At 48.4% G+C, this 21,599-nt stretch carries 22 protein-coding genes; 5 read left to right on the top strand and 17 right to left on the bottom strand.

Annotated elements, in window-relative coordinates:
- Positions 1-193: 193 nt before the first annotated feature.
- A complete protein-coding gene (locus DSZ37_RS10570) occupies positions 194-400 on the top strand; it encodes a hypothetical protein (protein WP_109726878.1) in 207 nt (68 codons plus the stop codon).
- An 814-nt stretch (positions 401-1,214) separates the two neighbouring features.
- On the opposite strand, the gene DSZ37_RS10565 is transcribed toward DSZ37_RS10570, so the two are convergent.
- Entirely contained in the window at positions 1,215-1,970 is a 756-nt protein-coding gene (locus DSZ37_RS10565) for a tRNA threonylcarbamoyladenosine dehydratase (protein ID WP_109726877.1), read from the bottom strand.
- 160 nt (positions 1,971-2,130) lie between these two features.
- Here DSZ37_RS10565 and DSZ37_RS10560 point away from each other — a divergent pair, with 160 nt between their 5' ends.
- Together DSZ37_RS10560 and DSZ37_RS10555 are read left to right on the top strand one after the other, a co-directional pair.
- The gene (locus DSZ37_RS10560; RefSeq protein ID WP_109726876.1) at positions 2,131-3,513 is read left to right on the top strand and encodes a glutamylcysteine synthetase; all 1,383 of its coding nucleotides are present in this window, start codon (positions 2,131-2,133) and stop codon (positions 3,511-3,513) included.
- An 8-nt stretch (positions 3,514-3,521) separates the two neighbouring features.
- Positions 3,522-3,731, top strand: a complete 210-nt coding sequence (locus DSZ37_RS10555; RefSeq protein WP_109726875.1) for a hypothetical protein — start codon at positions 3,522-3,524, stop codon at positions 3,729-3,731.
- A 108-nt stretch (positions 3,732-3,839) separates the two neighbouring features.
- On the opposite strand, the gene DSZ37_RS10550 is transcribed toward DSZ37_RS10555, so the two are convergent.
- Both DSZ37_RS10550 and DSZ37_RS10545 read right to left on the bottom strand, forming a co-directional pair.
- Entirely contained in the window at positions 3,840-6,068 is a 2,229-nt protein-coding gene (locus tag DSZ37_RS10550) for a hypothetical protein (protein WP_109726874.1), read from the bottom strand.
- A gap of 4 nt (positions 6,069-6,072) precedes the next feature.
- Positions 6,073-6,639, bottom strand: a complete 567-nt coding sequence (locus tag DSZ37_RS10545; RefSeq protein WP_109726873.1) for an RNA polymerase sigma factor — start codon at positions 6,637-6,639, stop codon at positions 6,073-6,075.
- A 297-nt stretch (positions 6,640-6,936) separates the two neighbouring features.
- Here DSZ37_RS10545 and DSZ37_RS10540 point away from each other — a divergent pair, with 297 nt between their 5' ends.
- The gene (locus DSZ37_RS10540; protein WP_109726872.1) at positions 6,937-7,782 is read left to right on the top strand and encodes a Rossmann-like and DUF2520 domain-containing protein; all 846 of its coding nucleotides are present in this window, start codon (positions 6,937-6,939) and stop codon (positions 7,780-7,782) included.
- 57 nt (positions 7,783-7,839) lie between these two features.
- Here the strand turns inward: DSZ37_RS10540 and panD are convergent, their stop codons facing one another.
- From panD to DSZ37_RS10475, 13 genes are all read right to left on the bottom strand, one after another.
- Positions 7,840-8,223, bottom strand: a complete 384-nt coding sequence (panD, locus tag DSZ37_RS10535) for an aspartate 1-decarboxylase (protein ID WP_109726871.1) — start codon at positions 8,221-8,223, stop codon at positions 7,840-7,842.
- A 10-nt stretch (positions 8,224-8,233) separates the two neighbouring features.
- Complete coding sequence (panC, locus tag DSZ37_RS10530) at positions 8,234-9,082, bottom strand: pantoate--beta-alanine ligase (RefSeq protein ID WP_109726870.1); 849 nt, start codon at positions 9,080-9,082, stop codon at positions 8,234-8,236.
- A 1-nt stretch (position 9,083) separates the two neighbouring features.
- Positions 9,084-9,923 carry a 3-methyl-2-oxobutanoate hydroxymethyltransferase gene (panB, locus tag DSZ37_RS10525; protein ID WP_109726869.1) on the bottom strand — a complete coding sequence of 280 codons (840 nt, stop codon included), beginning with the start codon at positions 9,921-9,923 and terminating at the stop codon, positions 9,084-9,086.
- A gap of 354 nt (positions 9,924-10,277) precedes the next feature.
- On the bottom strand, positions 10,278-11,285 hold the full coding sequence (locus DSZ37_RS10520) for a hypothetical protein (protein WP_109726868.1): 1,008 nt from the start codon (positions 11,283-11,285) through the stop codon (positions 10,278-10,280).
- 222 nt (positions 11,286-11,507) lie between these two features.
- Positions 11,508-12,587, bottom strand: coding sequence for an anti-sigma-I factor RsgI family protein (locus DSZ37_RS10515; RefSeq protein ID WP_109726867.1), 1,080 nt, complete (start codon positions 12,585-12,587; stop codon positions 11,508-11,510).
- Entirely contained in the window at positions 12,584-13,306 is a 723-nt protein-coding gene (locus tag DSZ37_RS10510) for a sigma-70 family RNA polymerase sigma factor (RefSeq protein WP_109726866.1), read from the bottom strand. Before DSZ37_RS10510 ends, DSZ37_RS10515 begins: the two co-directional genes overlap by 4 nt.
- A 75-nt stretch (positions 13,307-13,381) precedes the next feature.
- Entirely contained in the window at positions 13,382-14,170 is a 789-nt protein-coding gene (locus tag DSZ37_RS10505; RefSeq protein ID WP_109726865.1) for a shikimate kinase, read from the bottom strand.
- 56 nt (positions 14,171-14,226) lie between these two features.
- Positions 14,227-15,903, bottom strand: coding sequence for an AMP-binding protein (locus DSZ37_RS10500; protein ID WP_109726864.1), 1,677 nt, complete (start codon positions 15,901-15,903; stop codon positions 14,227-14,229).
- A gap of 40 nt (positions 15,904-15,943) precedes the next feature.
- Complete coding sequence (locus tag DSZ37_RS10495; RefSeq protein ID WP_028521019.1) at positions 15,944-16,489, bottom strand: helix-turn-helix domain-containing protein; 546 nt, start codon at positions 16,487-16,489, stop codon at positions 15,944-15,946.
- A gap of 495 nt (positions 16,490-16,984) precedes the next feature.
- A complete protein-coding gene (locus DSZ37_RS10490; RefSeq protein WP_109726863.1) occupies positions 16,985-17,464 on the bottom strand; it encodes a hypothetical protein in 480 nt (159 codons plus the stop codon).
- On the bottom strand, positions 17,461-18,333 hold the full coding sequence (locus DSZ37_RS10485; protein ID WP_109726862.1) for a metal ABC transporter permease: 873 nt from the start codon (positions 18,331-18,333) through the stop codon (positions 17,461-17,463). Before DSZ37_RS10485 ends, DSZ37_RS10490 begins: the two co-directional genes overlap by 4 nt.
- The gene (locus DSZ37_RS10480) at positions 18,326-19,048 is read right to left on the bottom strand and encodes a metal ABC transporter ATP-binding protein (protein WP_109726861.1); all 723 of its coding nucleotides are present in this window, start codon (positions 19,046-19,048) and stop codon (positions 18,326-18,328) included. The genes DSZ37_RS10485 and DSZ37_RS10480 overlap by 8 nt, the downstream gene beginning before the upstream one ends.
- Before the next feature lies 1 nt (position 19,049).
- The gene (locus DSZ37_RS10475; protein ID WP_109726860.1) at positions 19,050-20,021 is read right to left on the bottom strand and encodes a metal ABC transporter substrate-binding protein; all 972 of its coding nucleotides are present in this window, start codon (positions 20,019-20,021) and stop codon (positions 19,050-19,052) included.
- Between the two features lie 244 nt (positions 20,022-20,265).
- On the opposite strand from DSZ37_RS10475, the gene DSZ37_RS10470 reads away from it, so the two are divergent.
- The gene (locus DSZ37_RS10470) at positions 20,266-20,733 is read left to right on the top strand and encodes a hypothetical protein (protein ID WP_109726859.1); all 468 of its coding nucleotides are present in this window, start codon (positions 20,266-20,268) and stop codon (positions 20,731-20,733) included.
- A 329-nt stretch (positions 20,734-21,062) separates the two neighbouring features.
- Here the strand turns inward: DSZ37_RS10470 and DSZ37_RS10465 are convergent, their stop codons facing one another.
- Positions 21,063-21,593: a flavodoxin domain-containing protein gene (locus tag DSZ37_RS10465; RefSeq protein WP_109726858.1), complete on the bottom strand. Its 531-nt coding sequence runs from the start codon at positions 21,591-21,593 to the stop codon at positions 21,063-21,065.
- Positions 21,594-21,599: the final 6 nt, after the last annotated feature.

Raw genomic sequence — 21,599 nt, 5'->3', positions numbered from 1 at the left:
GATTTCTTAACACTTACCTTAAAGAATATTAAGACAGCAGTTCTTCTGAACGCTTTAAGCGGACGTTGTACGATATGTACAATGGGGGAGAAGTAATTTCGGTATTTTTACTGGTTGAATGAAGCTTCATAAAGTGGTAAAATTTAATTAGCATATTACGGAGAGTCATCTTTTCACAAAGGAGGTAAAAGTCATGCCAATGCCTGTTATTATCGCTGTTGCGGCAGCAGTCGCCGTTGTTCTTCTTGTTGTGGTATTTGCCCTGAGGAAGAAAAAGTCGGTAGCTGAGGAGGCATATTACAGCGAGCAGCTCAGGAGAGAGCAGGAGCGCACTGCACAGAGGGAGGAGGCGGAGCGTCAGCGCCGCAAAGCCCTGCGTGAACGTGCGGAGAAAAACTGAATGACAAAAAGCGCAGACCATTGCTGTAATGCTTATACAGCTGGCAATTCAGCAAGAAAAAATCCACCGGGACCTGATGGAAGCTCCGGTGGATTTTTTTATCTCTTTTTATCATCTATGATATCATTTTCCGAAAATGCTTCGGGCTGAAATACCACAGTCCCTGATTCTGTACGAATGGAATACATCTCACTTTCAAACATTTTTCTTATTAAGCTAATGAAACTTCTTAATATCATAACTGATATCTTTATAATTTTTTTATGGCACATATTTTTCATTGGAGCAATATTTTATCAACATCGTCCGGCTTTCCACATCCGCTCTGTACAAATGAGTACCGAGCGGAAAATGTGCTGTATGGAATTCTTACCTGTTACCATTTGTGCAGCTCCTTTCCTGTGTGGTATGTATATATTATAACCTGTATTTTATGCTTTGTCCAATCCCAATGATTTATCGGAAGCTATAAAAACAGGCTATATACCGGAAGATTTTTCAGCAACCGTTTCACACCGTAAAAAACAGCCTCTTCATTATAGAAGAAGCTGTTTTATAGTTTCATTTAAATGTATTGTTTAGGAGGTTGTACACTAAATGCTTTCAGCTAATATTTGTTTTCCTGTGTAACATCGTGATCTGCTGCACATTCGGTCTGTTCCTTTCACGATGGAGCGGAGCATACCAAGCATACAGGATATTCTTTTTTTCATTCCCACCGCTCCTTTCGTTTGGTGTGACTTTATTATATCACGGAGCGGCAGGTTTGTCCAATGCAAAAAATCCATTACTGATTATAGGTATACACTATATACTATGCCTTGCATATATCCTTTATGACCTCGCCTGCAATTATAAGTCCGGCGACAGACGGCACAAAAGCTGTGCTTCCGGGGATATCACGGCGCTCTGTGCATTTATGCTGTGCTCCCGGAGGACAGATACAGTGTGTACGGCAGGATATGGACATATCCTCGATAGGGCGAGTAGGCTTTTCCTCGGAGTATACGACCTTCAGCTTCCTTACCCTGCGCTTGCGGCACTCTATACGCATTACCTTTGCAAGGGGACACATTCTTGTATCGTATATATCCGCAACGCGAAACGCAGACGGGTCAAGCTTGTTGCCTGCACCCATACTGCTGATAATAGGGATATGAAGCTCCTGTGCCTTCATAACAAGAGCAAGTTTTGCCGTAACGGTATCGACTGCATCGACAATATAATCGTACTCTCCGAATGGGAACTCATCTTCGTTTTCGGGAAGGAAGAAGCACTTGTGTATACGGATATCCGCATCGGGATTTATCTCTTTCATTCGTTCAGCCATGACATCTGCCTTGTACTTTCCCACTGTTTTTCTTGTGGCGATTATCTGGCGGTTGAGATTTGTAAGACAGACCTTATCATCGTCAATAAGGTCGAATTTATATACACCGCTTCTCACAAGAGCTTCGCAGACGTATCCGCCTACACCGCCGATACCGAATACTGCCACCCTTGCATCTGCAAGCTTATTCATTCCCTCACGTCCTAAAAGAAGCTGTGTTCTTGAAAACTGATTCAACATAATGCTCACCTTTTAACATAGTAATATTATCGATATAATATGATTATATAACAGGCTAAAGAATATGTCAATATCTTATTCTTACAAAACTTATTGACAAAGTAGATTTATAAAGCTATAATATTCTCATACCGATTTAATATTTACAGAGGTGAAATATATGAAGAAAGAGATCAGACAAGCTATTTATGACAAGTATATTGCACCGACAAAAAAAGAACGTCCCGACTATATCGGAGTCGAGATAGAAATGCCCGTTGTAAACCTCAGCGGACAGGCTGTTGATGAAGCGGTTTCAATTGAAGTCGCCGAAAGATTTATTGATCATTTCAGCTTCATAGTATCAGGCAGGGACGCCGACGGAAATATAACATCTGCAAAGGATACACAGACAGGGGATATCCTGTCTTTTGACTGCTGCTATTCCAATCTTGAACTTTCATTCGGCAAAGCTGTGGGACTGTTTGAGATAAAGGAAGGGTTTGAAAAATACGTCTGTTTTCTCAATGCCGAATTTGCAAAACACGGCTACACTCTGACAGGTATGGGAGTAAATCCCCATGCGGATATAAACCATAATCTTCCCATTCAGAATGAGCGCTACCGTATGCTATACCATTATCTTCATTCCTATCTGAAGCATACCGATGAGGTGGATATGCGTTTTCATAAACGTCCGGATTTCGGTACATTTACCAGTGCTTCACAGGTACAGCTTGATGTGAGCTACGAGCAGCTGACCGATGTTATCAACGTTTTCGGACTCCTTGAACCCTACAAGGCGATACTTTTCGCCAACTCATACCTGCCCGATTATCCCGAATTCCTCTGCGTGAGAAATATGCTATGGGAACACAGTATGCAGGGCTATAATCCGCATAATGTTGGAATGTTCGGGAAGTCACTGACGAATACCGACGAGCTTATCGACTATATCGGCACTCAGTCTATCTACTGTACAATGCGTGACGGAAAGTATGTGAACTTCACACCGCTGACAGTCAATGAATTCTTCTCTCATGACCTTGTTGAGGGAGAATTCTTCGATGGGAAAGGCTATCGGAAGATAGAATTTGCTCCCGAAGCAGGGGACCTTGAATATCTCCGCACTTTCAAGTTCGAGGACCTTACATTCAGAGGTACCATTGAATACAGAAGCTCCTGCTGTCAGCCCCTTTCGGAGGCTCTGACAGTCGCGGCGTTCCATACGGGACTGAAAGAAAAGCTGTACGAGCTCAAGGGGATCGTTGAAAATGATGAGGTCATTTATTCGCATGGCTTCAATGCCACGGAGCTCCAGAAGCTTCTGTCAAAGCAGAAGCTCCCTGAGTATATCGATGAGGGAGCAGTCGAACGGCAGCTTATCCGCATACTCGACCTTGCATCGGCAGGATTACAGCAGCGTGAGCTTGGTGAGGAAGTATTGCTTTCTCCGCTTTATGAAAGAGTGTACAGACATACAAATCCTGCAAGAACTATGCTTGACGGCATAAAGAACGGCATACCCATCGAAAGCTATATCAGGCAGTATGCCGCAATATGAGGTGGATCATGAGCAGTAACGATATCAGAAATGCAGTCATGACTGACAATGAACTGCATTTTTCTCATAACGGCAAAGACTATCTTTTATACGGCTGGGAGCAGTGCGACGGCTATTTCCTCAGTCTGGAATGTGACTGCAAACTTATATGGCAGTCAGCGCCTATGTCAAAGTCCGAGTGTATTGATGAATTTGTTCGCTATTACGCGAAATTGTAACTGACAATAGTTATCGGATATGCAGTTGACAGAAATGAAGAGCGTAGAAAAACTGAATGACAAAAAGCGCAGACCACAAGGTCTGCGCTTTTCTGTGCCGTTTCATTGTTATCCGGCAATTATCCTCTTTATATTATCAATAAGTTCAGGATCGTCACACATAAGTATCTTGTCTGTCACTTCAAGACATATATCATCGGGATCGTCAAGGTATTTTGTTCCGTTTTCTTCAAAAAAGCTCTGTGCATCTATTCTGAGCGAGGTATTATTCTCGCCTTCGATCAACTGCATAACAAAGATATGATCATCGTCCATCATGCTGAGTTCGATACACTGTGTAGCATCGTAATTATCATCAGGGAAGAGGAGATCATGCTGTTCTGTATAATCGCTCTCATACCAGGCGGTGCTGTCGAGAAGATCGGAGATTAATTTCAGCTTATCCTCGGGGATACTGTCGGTGCCGTAAATCATCTGAAGATAGGAGTTATCGTAGCCATCAGTGTACTTCGTGTTCAGGTCAACCACGTCATAATGAAGATGATTTTCTGAATTAAGATCTAAGTCACGGAAGCGCCAGTCATTGGTGGTAAGGTCAGTGATGATCTCAGGGAGTGGAGCGTTTTTGCTTCTGCCCAATATTTCTGAGATTTTTTCTTCAATAGTATTGTCAGGACAAGAGCCTAACCACATAACTGTGTTATCGCTGCCATTATACTGACCGTTTTCATCGACTTCATATTTTACATATCCGAATATTGTTGAATCGGGATTTGACTCGATATTGAGTAAAGTGTGTGTACCGTTATTTTCTTCTCTGGAAAGAACTAAATTTGCATCTGGGCTGATCTGCTTGGGAGATTCAGATGCCTGATCAAAGTCGCAGCTGCTGAGGAGCTCATATATAGCCCTCTTTTGTTCCTCTGAGAGCAGTACGCGGTCGTCCTCTGTTGACCAGTCGCTGTTGAGGAAGCTGTTGTGTATGCTGTATCCCAAGTCTCTGCCCATTATCTCGGAGAGCTTGTTTACAAGGCTGATGTAGTCGATATCATAGGTCTTTATCTGACGTGCGGAGCCTTCTGTGCGCTTATAGTTAGCCATGCCATCGTATTCGGACTCTGTCTCGTATCTGAAGCTGTCCCATGTAAGGGTATTGTTGTCGCCGTTGAGGGACAGCATATTGAAGTCTGAGCCGTCCATGGAGATAAATGTCATTCTGTCGATGCCAACCAGCCAGAAGGGCTTTGTCTTGGGCTCAACAGACTCATTCCACTCAAGGCTGTTGAAAAGCTCCTCGATCTGTTTGCTCTGCTCAGCAGAGATGACCTCGCCGCTGCCGAAGGTGATCTGCGTTTCCTCGTCAGATTTGACGAATATCTGCTTCTCTGCGTCCTCGCCGCCGGGAATGAAGTACTCGCGTTCGGAGAAGTTGCCGAAGGGAGCAACGCCTTTATATTCGGGCTCTGTGGGAGTTTCCTCCTCGTCCTCGGAGCTGAGTATCTCATTGATAGTGGACTTGAAAAGGTCGTAGTCTATCTTGTAGGCCTCAACGGACATATCATCGTCGGTCATGAAGTACTGACCGTCCTGTTCTTCAAAGTTGAAATGGGTATAGTTGAGGACACCGAACTCACCCACATCGTATATTTTTACTGCTTTTATCTCATTGTCGCGGCAGTAGATGAAATACGGGTCACTTTCGTCCGCATTTATGGGAGCAGGCGCATCTTCTATTGTGGAAATATCGATGGTCTCTGCCTCGGTGACAGCCTCGTTCACAACACCTATGGCTTCATCGGTATCTGCGGCGATCTCCTCATAATCATAATTATTGAAGAAATCAGCTAACTTATCGCGCTTCTGCTGTGATATTATCGGACCGCTGAAAAGCTCGAAATATCCGTATGCTTCAGGACTGTCCTCTATCGTAACGGTTCTCATTGAATCTCTGTTGTAGTCACAGAGCTGATACTCCAGCTCGGAAAAGTCGCCGAAGGGAGCGACCTTCTTCTGGGTATCGAGCTGACTCTCGGCGGCAGGAGTGTTTCTGAACCGCTTTAATGCGTAAGCGCCGCCTGTTGCACCTCCGACTACCAGAGCGCAGGCTGCTGCGATACTGAGTCCGCGCTGCCACTTGGGACGGCGGTAGACCTCAACGCCGCTGACTGTCTGCTCTTTTTCTGTGTCAGGTGCAGATGTATTATTGAATTTTCTTTCGCTCATTCTGAATATTTTCTCCTTTTCTCTATTGTCACGGGGAGGAAATTCAGCTTCAAGCCTGTCGGTAACGCTGCTTTCGGCATTTTCGAGAATATCAAATTCATTTTTCTCATTCATGACTTCACCTTCCTTCATCGTCTTCCCTGAGAATGTCTCTGAGTCTGCTCAGGGCACGGCTGAGCCTTTTGCGGACCGTATTTGGCTTCATGTCTATCATATCGCCTATGTCCTCGGAGCTCCTGCCGTAGTAGTATTTCTGTATGATAATGGTCGAATCGGGTTCACCAAGGGATTTCACGGCGTCAAGCAGAGCGTGAGCGGTCTCAGTCCTTTCTGCCTGCTCGTCTATCCTCTCATCGGAGGAGAGCTGCACAGCCTCATCGGCGTCAAGGGACACCGAAGCCTTTATGCCTGAGTTCAGCCGTCTGAACGTATCTACGGAGCGGTTCCGCGCTATGGCGGAAACAAATCCCTTAATATTGCCGCTGTGGCTGCTTTCAGAGTTGTACTTGGTGAATATCTCCGCAAAAACATCGCTTATACATTCGTCGATATCCTCGGGAGTTCCGAGGCTTCTCAGACGGTTGAAAACGATAGTATAAACGTAGTTGTAGTACTCATCGAAAATGAGCCTGTGGGCTTTTTCGGGTGAGCTGCTGAGAAGCCGGCGGAGCTGTTGGTCTGTCATCTGATCCCTCCTCGTTTTATTATGGACATCTCTAAAAAACTCGTTTTGAGAGACGTCCTTTGACAGCGGGGCTGCCGAAGCAATTCAATGCGCATTTGTAACGCTCTGCAAATATACTCGCAGAAATTGAGACTTCCGTGACACAGGGACGGAAGATTTTTTTGAAAAAACATGAAGTTAAGTGATAAAGCATCAGAATTTTGCTAAAAATAGCGGAAAAAGCCTTGTAAATCCGAAAAATATGTGATATAATTCAGTTAAGGGGTAACATTTTTGGTTACACAGGAGGATATTAAAATGAAGATCGGATTTATCGGAGCGGGAAAAGTTGGCTTTTCCCTCGGCAGGTATTTTGTCGGGAACGGTCTGGAGGTCTCGGGCTATTACTGCCGCAATGTACAGTCATCGGCAGAGGCAGCCAAGTTCACGGGAACGAAGTTCTACGATAATGTGGCTGAGCTTGTGAAGGACAGCGATGTTATATTCATAGTTGTTCCCGACGGAGCCATAACGGAGAACTATTATGCCATCAGAGAGCTGGGCATCGGCGGAAAGCAGCTCTGCCACTGCAGCGGAGCACTTTCGGCAGCGGAAGCCTTTCCCGAGATCGGGAGATACGGTGCAGCAGGCTGTTCCGTTCATCCCTTGTTTCCTATCAGCAGCAAGTATGACTCTCACAGGGAGCTGAAAAACGCCTTCTTCTGCATAGAGGGCGACGAGGCGGCTGCGGCTGAGTGGAAGGGGATACTGGACAAAATGGGCAATCCCACACGGCTCATAAGCGGCAGTGCAAAGAGCGAATACCACGCAGCCTGCGCAGTGTCGAGCAATCTTGTCTGCGCTCTTGCGGCGGAGAGCCTTTCCCTTATGGGTAAGTGCGGCTTTTCCGAAAAGGAAGCCCTCAGCGCTCTTGAGCCGCTGATAATCAGCAATATCAGGCGGATACTTGCGGTGGGACCCACGGAAGCCCTTACCGGACCCGTTGAGCGCAACGATGTCATGACTGTACGCAGACATCTTGAATGTATCGAAGCAGGAGCAGACCGTGAGATGTACAGAGCTGTATCGCGGAAGCTTGTGGAGCTTGCACAGAAAAAGCACCCTGACAGCGACTACACGGAGATGCGCCGCCTGCTGAAATAATATCAGAATTTGAGAAATAAACGAAACGGCACTTTCATTTGAAAGTGCCGTATTATTTTACATAAGTGCGCCGTGCTTTTCGTAATCGGCTACCCTGACGATCGCATTTTTATCGTCCACGAATACCACTTTCGGGCGGTGAGTCTTTATCTCCTCGGGAGTCATAGCCGCATATGACATTATGATGACGGGATCGCCCTTTTGTCCCGAACGGGCAGCAGCTCCGTTAAGGCAGATAACACCGCTTCCGCGCTCGCCTGCGATAACGTAGGTCTCGATACGGCTGCCGCTGTTGACGTTGACGATATGAACGCGCTCGTACTCAAAGAGACCTGCGGCGTCCATAAGGTCCTCGTCGATAGTGACGCTGCCGACGTAGTTGAGCTCCGCCTGAGTGATAACAGCGCGGTGTATCTTGCTTTTGAGCATTGATATTTCCATGTACGCCTCCTTATACGTCTTCCGTGAAGAAGTTGTCGATAAGGCGTGTGCTGCCGATATAAACGGCGATAGCGCAGAGGGCAGGGCGGTCAAGGGAGGTTATCTGCTGCATTGTGGCACAGTCAACTATCTTGACGTAATCTATACGGGCAAGGGGCTCGGCTTCGATGAGCTTTTTCATGCTTGCGATTATAGCGGAGCAGTCACGCTCACCCTTTTTCACCATATCCATTCCCAGGAATATGGACTTTGAGAGCACCAGAGCTGCCTTTCTCTCGGCTTCGCTGAGGTAGGTGTTTCGTGAGCTCTTTGCCAGACCGTCTGCCTCACGGATTATGGGGCAGCCGATAATTTCTATATCCATGTTGAGGTCATCGACCATATGGCGGATAACAGCCAGCTGTTGAGCGTCCTTCTTGCCGAAGTAGGCTCTGTCAGGTTTTACTATATTGAACAGCTTCGATACTACCGTGCATACACCTCTGAAGTGTACGGGACGGCTGAGACCGCAGAGCTCCTGTGTGAGCACTGTCATATCTACAAAGGATGAGAAACCCTCGTGGTACATCTCCTCAGGCTCGGGATGGAAGATAAGGTCGCCGCCGTGAGCCTCAACCAGAGCGGCATCGTGGTCGATGTCTCTGGGATAGCTTTCAAGGTCCTCCGTGGGACCGAACTGCATGGGATTAACGAAATCCGATACCACGGTCCTGTCGTTGTCTCTGTGAGAGGCATCGATAAGGCTTGCGTGTCCCTCGTGGAGATAGCCCATTGTAGGCACGAGACCTACTGTGAGCCCCTGAGCTCTCCATTCCTTTACCTGTGCGCGTACTTCCGCTATTGTCTTTACTATTTTCATATCAGTCACACTCCTTCATAAGCTCGTTTATAACATCATCGTCCACAGCATATGTATGCTCATCAGCAGGGAAGCTTCCTTCCTTTGTCTCGCTGATGTAGTCCGTGATACCCTGACGCATGAGCGCTCCCACTTCCGCAAAGCGCTTTACGAACTTAGGTGTATGACCTGTTGTGAGTCCCAGCATATCCTGATATACGAGCACCTGACCGTCACAGCCATTGCCTGCACCTATACCGATAGTGGGAATGAACAGTTTCTTTGTAATGATATCCGCAAGCTTTGCAGGGATACCCTCCAGAACTACTGCACAGGCGCCTGCCTCCTGAATTTCGAGAGCATCGGCGATGAGCTTTCTTGCCTTGTCAAGGCTCTTGCCCTGTACCTTGAAGCCGCCGAAGGCGTTGACCGACTGGGGAGTGAGTCCGAGGTGTGCAACAACGGGAATGGATGCATTTACAATAGCTCTTATCTGGTCGCAGACTTCCGCGCCGCCCTCCAGCTTTACAGCGTTTGCACCGCCCTCCTTGATGAGCCTTCCTGCGTTGATAACAGCGTCCTGAACGCTTACCTGATATGACATGAAGGGCATATCAGCAATAACGAAGGCATTCTCGGCACCTCTGGATACTGCGGCAGTATGGTGGATCATATCCTCCATGGTAACGGGCAGAGTGTTCTCATAGCCCAGCATGACCATACCGAGGGAGTCCCCGATGAGGATAGCGTTGACGCCGCACTCGTCAATGATCTTTGCTGTGGTGTAGTCGTAAGCAGTAAGCATCGTGATCTTGTCACCTGATTGCTTCTGCTTCAGCAGAGTTGAAACAGTGTTCTTCATATTCTATTTTCTCCTTAAAAGATGTTACCTTTCCGAGTACACGGATAAGATACAAGGATATTATAACAGTGATTTGTGACGGATGTGTGAATATACGGGACTTTCCCGAAAAATCATCAATGAAGTACAAACGACTCCCGAAAGGCAGGTGCAGTTTTGTATCATTTCATATATTTTTCGTGAGGGCATAAAAAGAGCGCCGCAAGAACGGGCTTCTGCGGCGCCTTTGTTTCATTTAAGCTGCACTGTTACGGGGGTGCAGCGTTAAAGGGGTAAAAGGGGATTGGATGGAAATTCAATTGCTCTATGGGGAATCCCGTTACGGGAAAGAACAATTATGTATGGATAAGTTTATTATTCAGCTGTCTCAGTCTCTGCTGAAGCCTCTGTTGCAGACTCAGCCTCTGCCTGTGCAGCCTTGAGAGCTTCTCTCTCCTTGGGACCAAGGTGCTCATGTGCGGGACCCTTGGGTGCCTCGGGAGCTACAGGAGGAGCAGGGGGCTCGGGCTTCTCGCCGTCAGCAGGTGCAACAGGAGGAGCAGGAGGCTCGGGCTTTTCACCGTCCTCGGGAGCTACGGGCGGTGCGGGAGGCTCAGGCTTCTCGCCATCTTCGATAGCAACAGGAGGAGCAGGAGGCTCGGGCTTCTCGCCGTCCTCGGGAGCTACGGGCGGTACGGGCGGCTCAGGCTTCTCGCCATCAGCCTTAGCGAAGTGAACGTGAACAGTTACGTCCTTAACGTTCTCTATCTGATCCTTGAGCTCGTCAGTAACGAAGTCGAGGTCGTTGATGTCGATGATGCCGCGGAAGCTGTTGAACAGGTCTGTTACATTGAGAACAGTAGGACCGCCTGCGGGCTTAGCGGGCTTCTCAGCCACTTCGCCGTCCTCAGTTGTCTCAACTGCCTCGGGCTTCTCGTTTGTGTCGAAGTGAACATCTACCTTCTTGATGTTGTCCCAGTTTTCGATGATATCATCTGTGAGGATATCGATCTTGTTAGCGTCGATGAAGCTGCGGATCTGATCGAGGAGATCAGTTACATCGAGAACGATGGGCTTAGCAGGCTTCTCAGCGTCTTCCTCGGGAGCTGCAGGGGGCTCGGGCTTCTCGCCGTCTTCCTCGGGAGCTACGGGCGGTGCAGGGGGCTCAGGCTTTTCGCCGTCTTCCTCTACTACGGGAGCAGCCTCTGTTGCATCCTCAACAGCTTCGGTTGCTTCCTCAACAGCCTCTGTTGTTTCCTCAGCTGCAACTGTTACAGCTGTCTCTTCTGTTTTCTCGTTTGCAGCAAATGTGTTAAGTCCTGCTACAGATGAGAGAACAGACATAGCAGCGATTGCAGCGAGAATTTGCTTCTTGTTTTTCATGATTGATTACTCCTTTACATGATTTATTTTACTCCTCATTGACGGGGAGTTGAACACCTGTTTTGTGTTACATTAACAGGATACGGAGCAGGATGAAAAAAAGAGGGGTGATATGAAAAAAATTTCCGAAAATATTTTTTGCGGTCTGCAATTGACGGTATATTGCATAAAAATGAAGCACAGGACGCCTTACGGTGACGTCCTGTGCCTCTGTCTATATATTCATGTTTTCTCAGGGGGGAGGGGAGCAGGCGGAGCGGGATGAACAAGTTCCGCTTCACCTGTTATGATATCTTTCTTTGGTTCGTCAGCCATGGGGTCTATATGTACATCTTCCATGGTGACAGCTGCATCTGCCACAGGAGCAGCTGCATGAGGAACTGCCTTTGGCGGAGCCGCTTCGTGGTGTACCTCCGGTTTGGGCGGTTCGGCACCGTCATCGGGCTTGGGCGGCTCCGGCTTTTCACCCTCGGCAGGCTTGTCAGCCTCCTTGGGCGGCTCGGGATCGTTTGCAGGAGCTGGAGGTGCAGGAGGTTCCTTTACCTCTGCCGGCTGCTTGACCTCTCCCTTCGGAGGAGCAGGCGGTTCTGCGGGAGCTGCCGGTTCAGCGGCAGGGGGTGCAGGTGGCTCGGGGAGCTTTTCGCCCTGCGTGGGAGGCTTTGGTGCCTCGGGAGCTTTGACGTCCTTTGCAGGATCAGGCTTTACCGCAGGCTCGGGCTTTGCCTTGTCCTCGGGCTTGAAGCTGTCAAGTCCCTTTACATTTATATTGATATCCGCAATGCCCTTTTTGACATTGTTTCTGTAAGTATCATAGTCCTTTGAGCTGTCGGACTCTATATAGAAGTCCACTGTGTCTCCCTCGGAGATCACACCTTTTTCTTTTTCAAGCTCAAGTATATCATTTGCAACGGTGAGCATATCCTTGCCCTTTCCGTCGTAGTCCTTCAGTAATTCCTTGCCTATACTGTCATCACATCTGATATGGAGAACCTTGCCTTTTTTGTTGAGTTCGAGTCTTATGTTGGCGTCTGATGAGATGAGTACTGTGGAGTGAGGCTTCAGGTTACGGGAGTAGTATATTGAACCTGCCGATACCATAAGCACAAGGCAGGCTGCAACTGCAACAGCGCGGCTGATATGAAGAGTGATCTTTCTTGCGCGGTGTTCATCGCTGTTCATGATAAGTGGATCGGTGACAGTCTGTCCCACCTCATAGCTGAGGTCGGCAGCCTTTACAAACCTTGACTCCTCGTCCATGAGTACAGCATAACCCTTATTACATTCCATAACAATATATTTCATGTTTTCTCACCACCTTTAAGTACCTGCATGATGTGTCCGCGCATTATCTCATAGCCGTTGGTGCAGATCAGGAGCACAGCCACCAGATAGCGCCTGTGTCTTTCAAGGGTCTTTCTCTCCACATCTGCGCCCTCAGCCAGCTTAGCCAGCGGGACACGCTTTGTTCTGAGGAAATCCTCAAGAATATCGGGGTTGCTTCTTGCATAGTGGACAGCCCTCTGACAGCTTTCGAGAGTTCGCCTCTGTCTGGGAGAATTATCAGCGACATCGCTCATGGACACACCGAATTCCTGCATCTGGGCAGAGAGCTCGGCTATTTCATGCTGTGTGGCTTCGCGGAGCTCATTTTCCTCGTATGCGTCGTAGTCATCGCGGATAGTTTCCCTGAGGTCGGTCTTGTCGTCCTCGGAGACATCAAGAGATATCTGTCCTTTATTTCTCTTTTCTTTTCTGTAGTTGTCGATGAGGCGGTTCCTTATATGCAGTGCCGCAAATTTCAGGAAAGAGCCGCGCAGACGGGAGTAGTTCTGTATCGCTTCATAGAAGGCGAACATAGCTATACTCAGCTCATCGTCGCTCTTATCTGGCGGACGGTTGATAAACCTTGCTGTTTCGGACTTGATGAATGGCATATAATCCGAGATCAGCTGATCTGCCGCGTGGCTGTCTGTTTTTGCCTCATAGACACGGGATATGATTTGATGCGCATCAGAATTCATATTTGCCACCCCCATATTACTTGTAGATTACGCAGGCGCTTGTGAGAAAACGGGGTATTCCCCGTAAGTTTCTGATTATTTTGCGAAGATCGCCGCAAGTATCTCATCGTAAGCCTTTTGACTGTCATTTTTGAAGTTTCCGATGATAATGCTGTCGATACCGAGATGTCCGAGAATAGCCAGCTCACGGTGCTGACGCTCCTCAAGAGCAGAAATGTAGCCCTCAAAGCCGCTGAGTCCGAGAGACTTTCCGTATTCACCTCCGCAGTGGTAATCAATGACACCGTTTAACCATTCCTCACCGCGCTCAGGGACAGCCCTCTTTACCTCCGCAGCGATACTGTCGGTTTTCAGATAGACCACAAAGGGCTCCAGCGGACGGATAATATCATATATCTCCCTGATGTACTCCTCGGATACGGAGCTGTCAAAGCCGAACCTCATCATGGTCTCGCACATGGGGTTCTGGAGGAAAACGCAGTTGAAAACATGACCTGCGGAGCTTGCGGCGCTTTCGGCAAAGCTTCGCCACTTGTCCAGCATGATGGGCTTTTCGGTCTCCCACGGGAGAAAGTCGTATATCTTATGGGCGAGGAGCCTGTCAAAGAGGGCTCCGCTGAAGCCGCCGATAGGGACTACATATCCACCGCAGCGCTTTTCGGCAGCGGCAGATATCAGCTCCCGTTCTTCGGACTGAAACTCCGCAAGCTCACTTTCGCTGAGGAATGCGTGAAATTCATAGTCCGCAGGGTGATCTCCGCTGCCCTCGTCGGTGAATTCCATACCCAGCACTTCGGCGATATGCTTTGATACCGTGCTTTTTCCCGAGCAGGGAAGTCCTTCAACTATTAAAAGCTTTCTCATTGTCCCTCCTTATAGCAGAAACGCCCGACCATATACGATCGGGCGATAGTTTGTGATTATTTTGCAGAATTTTCCTCGTCCTGATGGCGTATCTGAGCACGCTTTATCTTGCCGCCGAGAGTCTTGGGAAGCTCCTTGACATACTCGATGACACGGGGATACTTATAGGGTGCAGTCTCGTGCTTAACGTGATCCTGAAGCTCCTTTGTCAGCTCGGGAGAGGGAGTGTAGCCCTCAGCAAGAACGACGGTTGCCTTTACTACCTGACCTCTGATGGGGTCGGGAGCACCTGTGATTGCGGACTCAACAACAGCAGGGTGTGTAAGGAGTGCGCTCTCTACCTCAAAGGGTCCTATACGGTAGCCTGAGCACTTGATAACGTCGTCATTTCTTCCGACGAACCAGTAATAGCCCTTGGAATCACGCCATGCAACGTCGCCTGTGTCGTAGTTCTCGCCGCCGAGAACAGCCTCGGTCAGCTCGGGGTTCTTGTAGTAGCCGCAGAAAAGACCTGTGGGACGTTCTTTATCTATGCCGCATACCATGATACTGCCCTCTTCACCGTCCTCGCACTCTGTACCGTCGGGACGGAGCAGGTGGATATTGTAAAGGGGAGAAGGCTTTCCTGTTGAGCCGGGCTTGGGGTCTATCCACGGGAAGTTAGCGATGAGAACGGTTCCCTCGGTCTGACCGAAGCCCTCACGCATTTTCTTGCCCGTGAGCTCATAGATACGGTTGAATACCTCAGGATTGAGGGGCTCGCCCGCATTGCAGAAGTTCTGTATTGATGAAAGATCGTACTTTGTCATGTCCTCCTGCAGCATAAAGCGGTACATTGTAGGAGGAGCGCAGAATGTAGTCAGCTTGTAGTGGCTGATTACCTCGAGAATGTCCTTGGCGTTGAATCTGCCTGTGAAGTCATAGGCGAACTGTATAGCACCGCAGATCCACTGTCCGTAGATCTTGCCCCAGCCGAACTTAGCCCAGCCTGAGTCGGAAATGGACATATGGAGCTTGTTCTCCTGTACCTGGTGCCAGTATTTAGCGGTAACTATATGACCCAGAGGGTGTGCGAAGTTGTGGCATACCATCTTGGGCATACCTGTTGAGCCCGATGTGAAGTAGATGAGCATGGTATCGGTGGCCTTGGTAGCCTCATCGCCTGTGGGACGCTCAAAGGTGTCGGGGAACTTGGCGATCTCGTCCTCGAAGAAGTCCCAGCCCTCACGGGGCTCTGCAACAGCGATCTTCTTGCGCAGTGTCTCTATCTGGGGAGCAGCTGCGTCTATCTGACCGCGTATGTACTCGTCATCGCAGGCGATGATGGCTGAGATACCTGCCATATTGCCGCGGTAAGCGATATCGTGTGTGGTAAAGAGAAGATTACCGGGGATAAGAATTACGCCCAGCTTATGGAGAGCGGTGGCAATTACCCAGTACTCCCAGCGGCGGCGGAGGATAAGAAGCACAACGTCGCCCTTTTTGAGACCCAGACTGCGGAAGTAGTGGCAGGTCTGATTTGAGAGCTTTGATATATCGGTAAAAGTGAAAGTGCGCTCCTTTTTGTCGTGGCTGAGCCATACAAGAGCCTTCTTTTCGGGCTCCTGCTTAGCCCATTCATCAACGATGTCCCAGCCGAAGTTAAAGTCCTCGGGAACATTTACCCTGTAATTTTCCTTGAAATCCTCGTAGGAATCAAATTCTATACGGGGAAGATAACGGTCTAAAAGCATTTCAGTAAAAACTCCTTTGCTTATGCTTGAAAAAGCGAAATTATTCAGCTATAACTGTCAGAAATCTTGCTTTACTGTCTCCGACGCAGCGCTGTCCGTGGGGATATGTGGGGTTGAAGTATATAGAATCGCCCTCATTGAGGATGATCTCCTTATCCTCGAATACCACGGCAACAGTGCCTTTAAGGACGAGGTTGAATTCCTGACCTGTATGTGTGACCAGCTTAGCGGGCTCATCGGAAGGCTCAAGTGTGACCAGGAGGGGCTGCATGACCTTATCCGCATAGCGGAAAGCCAGATCCTTGAAGCGATAGCCCTCATAACGGCTGATGCTTCTGCCCTTGCCGCGGCGGACGACCTGGAAGGTGTCGATACGGCTGGGCTCACCTGTGACGAGCTCGTTGAAATCCACGCCGAACTTATTTGCGATCTCATAGATTACGCTTATTGGAAAATCACCATTTGTTTCATAGCCTGCATACTGCTCTGTGGTAAGACCAAGCTCCTCTGCAAGCTTCTCCTGTGAATAGTCACAGACCTCGCGCAGCTCACGGATGCGTGCTGCGATCTCATTGATAGTCTCCATAGCGCGACCTCCTTATAGTGATAAGATTTATATTTTACAGTTGGAATTCGGAGTCTCCCTTTGCTGAAGGTTTATTATTGGGATGTGTCTGAGACAGACGGGTTCTACTGTGTGAAATATACACATTAATTGTATCACATTTCATAGCACCTTGTCAAGACGGGGGATAATAAATTGGCAGGGCAAATCTTGTGCGCAGCAGCTAAATCATAATTTAGCTCCGCTAAATTATGATTTAAGTTTAGAGTTTAGAGTTTAGAGTTGAAAGTTGTGGAGTCGCCTGCGGCGACAATATTTAAATATTGTGAGCGAAGCGAACACATTAACTCTCAACTCTCAACTTTCAACTATCAACTTAGCGACTACGCGCTAAATTATGATTTATGTCAGTGAAAACATCCTTTACCGTCAATAAAAAAACCATAGTACTTCTGACCGTACATCAGAAATACTATGGCTTTAAACTTATGTATCAGCACGCCGGTAATGGCGGCTTTATTCCTCGCTGACGGACATTGCGGCGTTCTGGAGCTGGCAGTACTTGAAGCCGTACTCGTCATAGACATTGAAATCACCCGTAACGGTAATGGTAGTGCCCTCCTCGGGATAGTCGTCGGGGTACTTGTAGCTTCCGTCGAGGACAAACTCTATACCCTGCGAGCAGCAGGCTGTGGCGTCGGGGATTATGGCGGAGAAGATATACTTGTCGCCGCCCTTGTCGTGATATACGGAGAACTGTCCCTCAAGCTTAATATACTGACCCAGATAGGAGTCGGGGGACATCATCATGTTTGACACAGTACTGTATATCATGGTGCTGCTCATGGTCGTCAGGTCAAGGTCGATCTTTTTGCCCGAAGCATCGGTGACTATTTCTACCTTGCTCTCGGACTGTGAGACCGCAGTCTTGTCTCCGCAGGCGCAGGCAGCTCCGCAAAGAATGCAGAGCAAAGCGATAACAGCGGCTTTTCTCATTTTCTTCCCCTCCTGAGTACCAGTGAGATAAGGCAGAACAGGAAGAATACGCATATATCCGCGGAAACTATGGTGGAGCCCACGGGAGTTCCTGCGATGATGGAGATGATTATTCCGCTTGCCGCACAGAAAAGCGAGATGACCACAGAGCAGATGATAACGCTTCTGAAGCTCTTGAAAACTCTCATTGCTGACAGTGCAGGGAAGATTATCAGCGCCGATATGAGCAGTGAGCCAACGAATTTCATGGCGATAACGATGATGACTGCGATGACTATGGCAATGAGGAGATTGTACATATCCGCGCGTACTCCCGTAGCCTTTGCGAAGCTCTCATCGAAGGTGACCGCGAATATCTTGTTGTAGAATACAAGGAACACCGTCACTACGATTACCGACATGGCAATACATATCCACACATCGGTAAGAGACAGCGTAAGGATGGATGTGGAGCCGAAAAGTGTGCTGCACACATCTGCGGTGACGTTGCTGGTAGTTCTGCCGTTACCGCTTCTTGCGGCGATATTCATGAGCATATAGCCCAGTGCAAGGGCTCCCACGGATATCATGGCGACGGCAGCGTCACCTTTTATCTTGGTGTTATTGCCCGTTCTCAGCAGAAGTACCGCCGATATGATGGTAATGGGCATGATAATGAGCATATTGTTGGTGATGCCTGTGACTGTGGCGACTGCCATAGCTCCGAAGGCAACGTGTGAGAGACCGTCGCCGATGAAGGAAAAGCGCTTCATGACGAGGGTAACGCCCAGCAGCGACGAGCAGAGAGCGATGAGCAGACCAACTATAAGAGCGTATCTTATAAAGGGGTGCTGGAAGTAATCATGGAGCGTGGAAAGCATATCACTCATCCTCATCACCTCCCATAACTGCCAGGAACGCCTGACCTGTCTTGCTGGTCAGGTAGTCCTCCTTGGTGCCGAAGAAAAGCTGCTTTCTGCCCACATGGAGTATATGTGAAGCATATCTTACAGCGGCGTTCATATCGTGTGAGACCATGATAACGGTTATCTTGTCCTTTTTGTTGAGACTGTCGATAAGCTCGTACATCTCATTTGTAGCCTTGGGGTCGAGACCTGTTACCGGCTCGTCGAGGAGTATCATCTTTCTTGCGGCGCACAGAGCTCTTGCAAGGAGCACTCTCTGCTGCTGACCGCCCGAAAGCTCTCTGTAACAGCGTTTTGCGAGGGGCTCTATTTCCAGTCTTCGCATCATATCGTGAGCCAGCTTCTTTTCTTCCTTGTTGTAGAAAGGTCGGAAGCCGCAGCGGTTCATGCAGCCCGAGAGAACTATCTCACGCACCGAGGCGGGGAAGTCTCTCTGTACCATGGTCTGCTGTGGGAGATAGCCTATCTCGTTCCTGCCCACATCTCCGCAGAGGGAGATAGTTCCGCTGATAGGCGGTTTCAGCCCGAGGATAGCCTTTATGAGCGTACTCTTTCCCGAGCCGTTCTCACCGACAATGCAGAGGTAATCGCCGCTGCTGACGGTGAAGTTGAGGTTTTTCGTAACAACGTCTCCCTCGTATCCGAGAGAGACGTTTTCGCATTTCAGTAATGCACCCATTTTAATCAAGCACCTTCTTTAGTGTTCCGAGATTTGATTCCATAATTGAAAGGTAGGTGGCTCCGTTATCGATATCCTTCTGAGTCACCGATTGTATCGAATTGAGAGTTTCGATGGACACGCCGCTGCGTCCGGAGTTGCTGATTATTGACCGCGCAATGGAGTCATCGGAGTTTTCGATGATAAAGACTGTATCCAGTTCCTTTTCGTTCAGCTTTTCCGACAGCTTTGCAACGGTCTCGAAGCTTGCGGCGGTCTCGGCTGAGCAGCCTGCAAAGGCGGCGTAGTAGTCTATGTCATAATCATCACAGAGATAGCGGAAGGGAAACCTGTCCCCGAAAAGAATGGTCCTTGTTTCGGCACTGTCTGCCATTTCGGTGTATTCCTCGTCCAAAGCCTCAAGCTTTTCGGTGTAGCTGCGGAGGTTTTCACGGTAGGTATCGGCGTTGGCGCTGTCCTTTTCGCAGAGCACATCGCATATCTCATTGCAGATGACCTCGGCGTTTTTCAGCGAGAGCCAGACGTGCTCGTCGTATTCGGGCTCGCCGTGGTGTCCGTCTTCTTCCTCGGGCTCCATGCCCTCCTTATGCTCTTCCTCCTTGACGTTCTGTCCGAGGACGTCCATGAGCTTTATGACCTTGGTATCCTTGGAGTTTACCTCCTTCAGGGCATCCTTCGCCCAGCTGTCGGACTCTCCGCCCACATACATGAATATATCGCAGTCAGATATGGTCATTATATCCTTGGCGCTGGGCTGATAGTTATGAAGGTCAATGCCGCTGCCGAGGAGATATGTTACCTCCGCACCGTCGCTGCTGCCCACTATCTGCCTTGTCCAGTCGTACTCGGGGAACGAAACGCAGACAATACTGAGCTTGCCGCTGTTTCCTGAGTGACTGCTGCAACCCGTCAGCACCAGAGCGGCAGCTGCCGCCGCAGCAGCTATGGAAAAAAGCCTCCTTAAAAACGCCATAATATCCCTCACTTTTTTGAATTTGATAATCATTTTCAAATCATTCAAACTATATTATACTTTATTTACTATGCTTTGTCAAGAGAGTGGAGTTATTTTCATAAAACTTTCATATTGCCGCGGAATACCGTTTCCGACAGCATTCGGGAAAGATGAAAAAAGGATGAATTTTCCGCGATATACTTGACATCGGACAGGGTGTCGTGTATAATATACTTGTAATATTGATATAGGGGGCGGTATTATGCCAAAGACAAACAAAGACAATGAACTGGATAAAATGTACAAGGAGCTTCTTGAGACCCGCAAGAGCGTGAATTCGGTATCTTCAAAGAGTGAGGGCAGCAGGCTTCTCAGCTTCTTTGTGGGACTGCTTCTTCTGGGCGGCGGCTTGTTCATGATATTCCAGAATATCGAGGTCACAAGCTCATGGGGCTACGGCGGACATATTTTCAGTTTCGGCGGCTTCCATCTTGCAAACGGGCTCATAATGCTTCCGATAATCATAGGAATAGCCATGCTTTTCCTGATGGACAAGAAGATATACGGCTGGATAGTGCTTTCCATCGGCATAGTGATAGTGCTGCTGAGCGTAATGCTGACCACTCGGCTCCACTGGGTAAGGTCCAACGCATTCACATTCATAGTAATGTTCGGACTTACCGCGGCAGGCGGAGCGATGGTGCTCAGAGAGCTTTTCAGAAAAGACTGAAGAAATCGTACTGATACAGAAGTTTTAGCCATAGTATTTCTGATTTGTGGTCGGAAGTACTATGGCGTTTCTTTTTATTAAATCAGCGAAATGATGTAATGAGTACTAATATAAATCATAATTTAGATTTGCTAAATTTTGATTTGAGCCCTTAGCCCTTAGCCGTTAGCTAATGTAGGGGACGCCGCCCTCGGCGTCCCGTTGGGCGTGTAATAAATTTCGCGGGACGCCGAGGGCGGCGTCCCCTACAAATATAAATTCCGATTTACTGTTGTGATCTGATAAAACAAAAGCCCCCGAATGCTGCTGTGAGCACTCGGGGGACTGCTTTATTTTCTGAGATATTCTATGATGGGGGCAAGGTACTTCCTGTCAGTCATATCGCAGGAAGCCGAAACGTGTTCAGCCATAGCCTTTTCGTCCTCGGTCTTGTTTTTCTTGCCCTTGAGCATGGCGGAAAAGGTCTTCATGAGCATTTTCGAGCCCAGCGACATCTTGCTGTAATCCAGTCCGCCGGGACAGTAGAAAACCTTTGCGTATTTTTCCTGTTCGTCATTGAGAGCCTTGTCAAGCAGGGTATTGACGCCTGAGTATGTAGCAGGACTTGCTCCCGTGCAGAATACCGCCAGCTTCTTGCCGCGCCATTTTGCCATTCTGCTTGTGAACCAGTCCAGCTTATGTATCTTTTCAACAGCGACCCAGCCGCCGTAGACGATAGCGTCAAAGCTGTCAAAGAAATCGTCGTCCTTTTTTGAAGCTTCCTTGACGGAAATGGTCTCTCCGCCCAGTTCTTCTGCCAGCCATTCGGAATATTTTTTGGTAAAACCTGTCTGCGATGAATATACGATGATAGTTTTCATAATGAT

Source organism: Ruminococcus flavefaciens (assembly GCF_900116855.1).
GTDB lineage: Bacteria > Bacillota > Clostridia > Oscillospirales > Ruminococcaceae > Ruminococcus > Ruminococcus flavefaciens_R.
This window is presented reverse-complemented; position numbering and strand designations above follow the sequence as displayed.